Source organism: Kitasatospora sp. NPDC096147 (assembly GCF_044763225.1).
Classification (GTDB): domain Bacteria; phylum Actinomycetota; class Actinomycetes; order Streptomycetales; family Streptomycetaceae; genus Kitasatospora.
Window position 1 is genome coordinate 1 of sequence record NZ_JBIWFX010000004.1, and the last position, 4,185, is coordinate 4,185.

The window sequence follows — 4,185 nt, forward strand, 5'->3', positions numbered from 1 at the left end:
CGCCGATTCGGCAGGAGGGTGGGTACGACGTGCCGAGCCCGTTCCTGCGGGCCGCGCTCACTCGGATCGCTGCGGGTGGCGAGGGCGCACCGCGCGCCTGAACCGTTCGTCGCACCCGGGCGGCGGAGCGCTCACCGGCGCTCCGCCGTCCGTCCTCATCCCTTCCTCACAGCTCGCCGGATCGATGCGGGCCCGTCAGATCCAGCTGTTCGCCGCTGAGTTCGGCCTCTGCTGGTGGGGCCCACCGCACCGTGGCATCGCCGCCGGCCAGGACAACGGAAAGCACTGATCTCTGATGGCTGTCGAACTTCCCGAGCCCCTGCAGTGGGTGCTGCTGCTGCTTGCCGGTTCCCGTTGGCCCGAGGGCGACGAGGACCTGATGCGGGACATGGGCCGCCGTTGGCGCTCCGCCGCAGAAGCCCTGGAGGAGGGGAGCCGGGCCGCCGATTCGGCGATGAAGCGGGCGCTGGACGGTCAGCAGGGTGCCGCGATGGAGGAGTTGGCGAAGAAGTGGGAGACGCTGGTCCTCCCGGCCGATGGCAAGAAGCCGGGGTTCTTCCCCGGCATGGTCAAGGCGTGCAACTCGATGGCCGACAGCCTGGAGGCGATGGCCAACTCCACCGAGACCGCGAAGATCTCCATCGTGGCCCAACTCGGCATTCTGGCCTACGAGATCGCCACCGCCGAGGCTGCCGCTCCGGTGACGGCCGGTGCCTCGCTGGCGGCGATCCCGCCGGCGATCGCGGTGAGCAGGACCACCGTTCAGCAGATCCTGAAGAAGCTGGCCAAGGAGATCATCGTCCTGGCGTTGAAGGAGGCCTTCCAGGAGGTCGCCATCAACCTGCTGGCGCAGTCGATCCAGCTCGCTGCGGGCAACCGCAAGGAACTGGACGGCAAGGAGCTCGGGATGAGCGCGGCCGGCGGTGCGATCGGTGGCGCGGCCGGCGGTCTGATCGGCAAGGGCATGGGCGCGGCGGGCAACAAGCTCATCGGCAAGAAGATGGACACCCTGCCCGCGCAGATGGTCGAAGGCGCGATCACGGATGTGGGAGCGGACGCCTTCACGCAGTTCGCGCTCACCGGCGAGGTCGACCCCTCGGGCCTCGGCGGCTCCGCGCTCAGTGGCGCGGGCAGCCCGGCCATCATGCGCGGCGCGTCCGCACTGAAGGGGAAGTTCAACTCCTCGGACATCCCCGACGCCTCCGACTTCACCGGCGGCGGCACGGACGGCTCCGGTGCCGGTGGCGGCGGCAACTCGGCTTCTGGCGACGGTGGTTCGGCCGGAGGTTCCGGTGCCGGGTCCTCGTCCAGCGGTGGCGGGACCTCGGGCAGCGGCAGCGGGTCGTCGAACAGCGGCAGCAACGGTTCATCGGGTAACGAGTCATCGGGTTCGCCGGATACGTCGGGTTCGCACGGCTCCGACGCGCCCGGGAAGCCGGAGAGCCAGAGTGGGAGCGACACCGACGTCGATCCGTCGCGGCTGACCCCGATCGGCAGCGACGGCCACCACACCCGCAGCGGTGGCGCCGACTTCGACACCACCCCCACCCCGCGCGGCACCTCCACCGACAGCACTGCCGGTACCCCGACGACCCGTAACCCCGACGCCCCGCGTACCTTCGCGGCGCCCAGCCACGACAGCGTCACCCCGACCCCCGACAACGCGCCCTACCAGGGACCGAGCACCAGTACCCCGCGCAACGAAGCCCCGCCTCAACTGACGCCCTACGAACCCCCGGTGCAGCGCAACGCCCCGGACAGCTCGCCGACGCCGACGCCGACGCACAGCGAGGCGCCCACACCGCGCGCTGAGACTCCGGTATCCGCACCGACGCCTACGCACGGCGAAGCGCCCGGCCCCCGTTCGGAGTCACCGGTGTCCGCGCCGACGCCGACGCACAGTGAGGCACCCGCACCCGCACCGCGCCCCGAGGCCCCGGCGCCGGACAACCGGCCCACCTCGCACGAGAGTTCCGGTACTCCGGCTCCCACCGGACCGCCGCGCGCTGACACCACCCCGCCTACCGGCAGTACCCCGCACCCCGAAGGCGTCCGCCTCGCCAGCGGCCCCGCCGCCGTGCGTACCCCCGCCCCGGACGCGACCCAGCCCACCCCTGATCTCCCGCCGGTCGCCAGGCTCACCGAGACGCCGCCGCCCCCGCCGGTACCGGGTGCCCCTGCCGGTGGCCCCGGGCCCGTCAACTCCGCCGGCCGCACCGACGGTTCGCCTCAGCCGTCCGGCACTCCGCGTCCGGCCCCGGCGCGGCCCGAGCCCGGTTCCGCGCCCGCGCCGACCCCCAGCGGTGTCGGCCCGGTGCGCCCGCGCGCCGAACGTGAAGCCCAGCCCACCCCGGACACGGACACCACCCCCACGCCCACCCCGCCGACCGACCGTCGGCCGGCCGCACCCCGACCGCTCGCCACCGCAGGACGCCCGCTCGGCGGTGACGGCGGCCTCACCGAACCCGGCACCAACGACCTGGACCGCCTCAAGCAGGCCCTCCCGCCGCGTGATCCGAACGACGTCCACCCCGACCCCAACCAGGGAGACTGGACCGCCGCCATCAACGGCGACGGCCCCGACAGCCCCGGCCGCAACAACAACTGCGTCGACACCACGCTCTCCTTCCTCGACACCTACCACGGCACCCCCACCGTCGCCGGGGCCCGCACCCCCGACACCGACGGCAACCCCTCACCCCTGGGCGAACGCGACGGCCGCGACCGCATCGAAACCAATCTCGGCGCCCGCTTCACCGACCTCGGCGACGGCCCCGCCGCCTTCAAGCGTCTGGAGAAGACCCTCACCCGCACCGGCCACGGCTCCGCCGCCGCCATCACCACCGTCGACGCCGACGGCCGCGCCCACTCATGGACCGCCGTCAACCACCACGGCACCATCACCTACGTCGACCCCCAGACCGGCAAGCGCAGCCCCAACCCCCTCCACCAAGGCGAGAACGGCGTCTTCGCCATCCCCCTCGACCCCCAGCGCACCCCCACCACCCCCGAACCCCACGCCGACCCCCACCACGACCCCGCCACCGAACGCCGCGCCCCCGAACGCCCCGCAGCCGACAACCACGAGCAGGACACGGAGGTCTTCCCGCTCCCCGGCCAGAAGGTGAAGGTCGCGGGCGACGGCTTCTGCCTGCTGCACGCGCTCGATGCGAGCCTGCCCGGCCTGACGGGAGAGCCCGAGTCGTTCGGTGTGGAGCCGAAGGATCAGTTGCAGGACAAGGTCGTCGAGTACTTCGAGAACCTGGATCCGGCCGATTGGCCCGTCGAAGTGGTCTCCAACTTCCGGAAGGACATGCTCAACCGGCCGGCGGACAAGAGCGAGTTGCTCGCGTACTTCGAGAGCGATGTCGAGCGTAGGGAAGCGGCACGGGAGCAGGACGTGCTGGCGCTGCGGGCGAGGGTTGTCGAGTTCACCGAGCTCGTCGGGCTGCCGCCCACCGAAGCCGAGCGGGATGCTCTGATCAGGACGGCCAAGGACTGGGGGAACCGTTGGTTCTCCTCGCACGGGGAGATGCTGCCGCCGGCTGCCGCGCACGCGCTTGATCTCCGCATGCGGGTCGTTGACGACAAGGGCACGACCAAGGCGGTTTTCGGTCCCTTGGACGGCACGAAGGTGACGGTCTATCACAACGGCAACCACTACGACGCGAGCGAGCCGCCGGTGCCGCAGCCGACGGACGGGGATGCCAACCAGCAGGAGGAGAAGCCCTTCGAGGACACCGAGTTGACCTCTGACGAGGACTCCGACGTGGATTCGGATCGGGAGGGGGGCTATGAGGCGGACGATGAGTGGAGCGACTCCTCGGGCGATGAGTCCGACGACGATCAGAGCAATGACTCGGGAGACGACTTCAGCGACGGTCCGGGGGAGGACTCGCGCGACGACTCGGGCTACGAGGCTGATGACGAGTTGAGCGATGAGTGGAGCGACGACTCGCAGGAGGAGTCGGAGAAGGAGGGCTCGGAGAAGGAGGAGTCGGAGAAGGAGGGCTCGGAGAAGGAGGGCTCGGAGAAGGAGGAGTCGGAGAAGGAGGAGTCGGAGAAGGAGGGCTCGGAGAAGGAGGAGTCGGAGAAGGAGGGCTCGGAGAAGGAGGAGTCGGAGAAGGAGGGCTCGGAGAAGGAGGGCTCGGAGAAGGAGGGCTCGGAGAAGGAGGGCTCGGAGAA

At 71.0% G+C, this 4,185-nt stretch carries 1 protein-coding gene and 1 pseudogene; one reads left to right on the plus strand and one right to left on the minus strand.

From position 1 onward, the window contains the following. Nucleotides 1-1,144 precede the first annotated feature (1,144 nt). Nucleotides 1,145-2,869 (plus strand): annotated as a pseudogene (locus ACIRBX_RS14195) (toxin glutamine deamidase domain-containing protein); the annotation flags it as partial. Nucleotides 2,870-3,912: 1,043 nt separating this feature from the next. Here the strand turns inward: ACIRBX_RS14195 and ACIRBX_RS14200 are convergent. Then, nucleotides 3,913-4,185 (minus strand): pentapeptide repeat-containing protein (locus ACIRBX_RS14200; protein ID WP_402297601.1); only part of this gene is annotated, 273 nt, incomplete at its 5' end.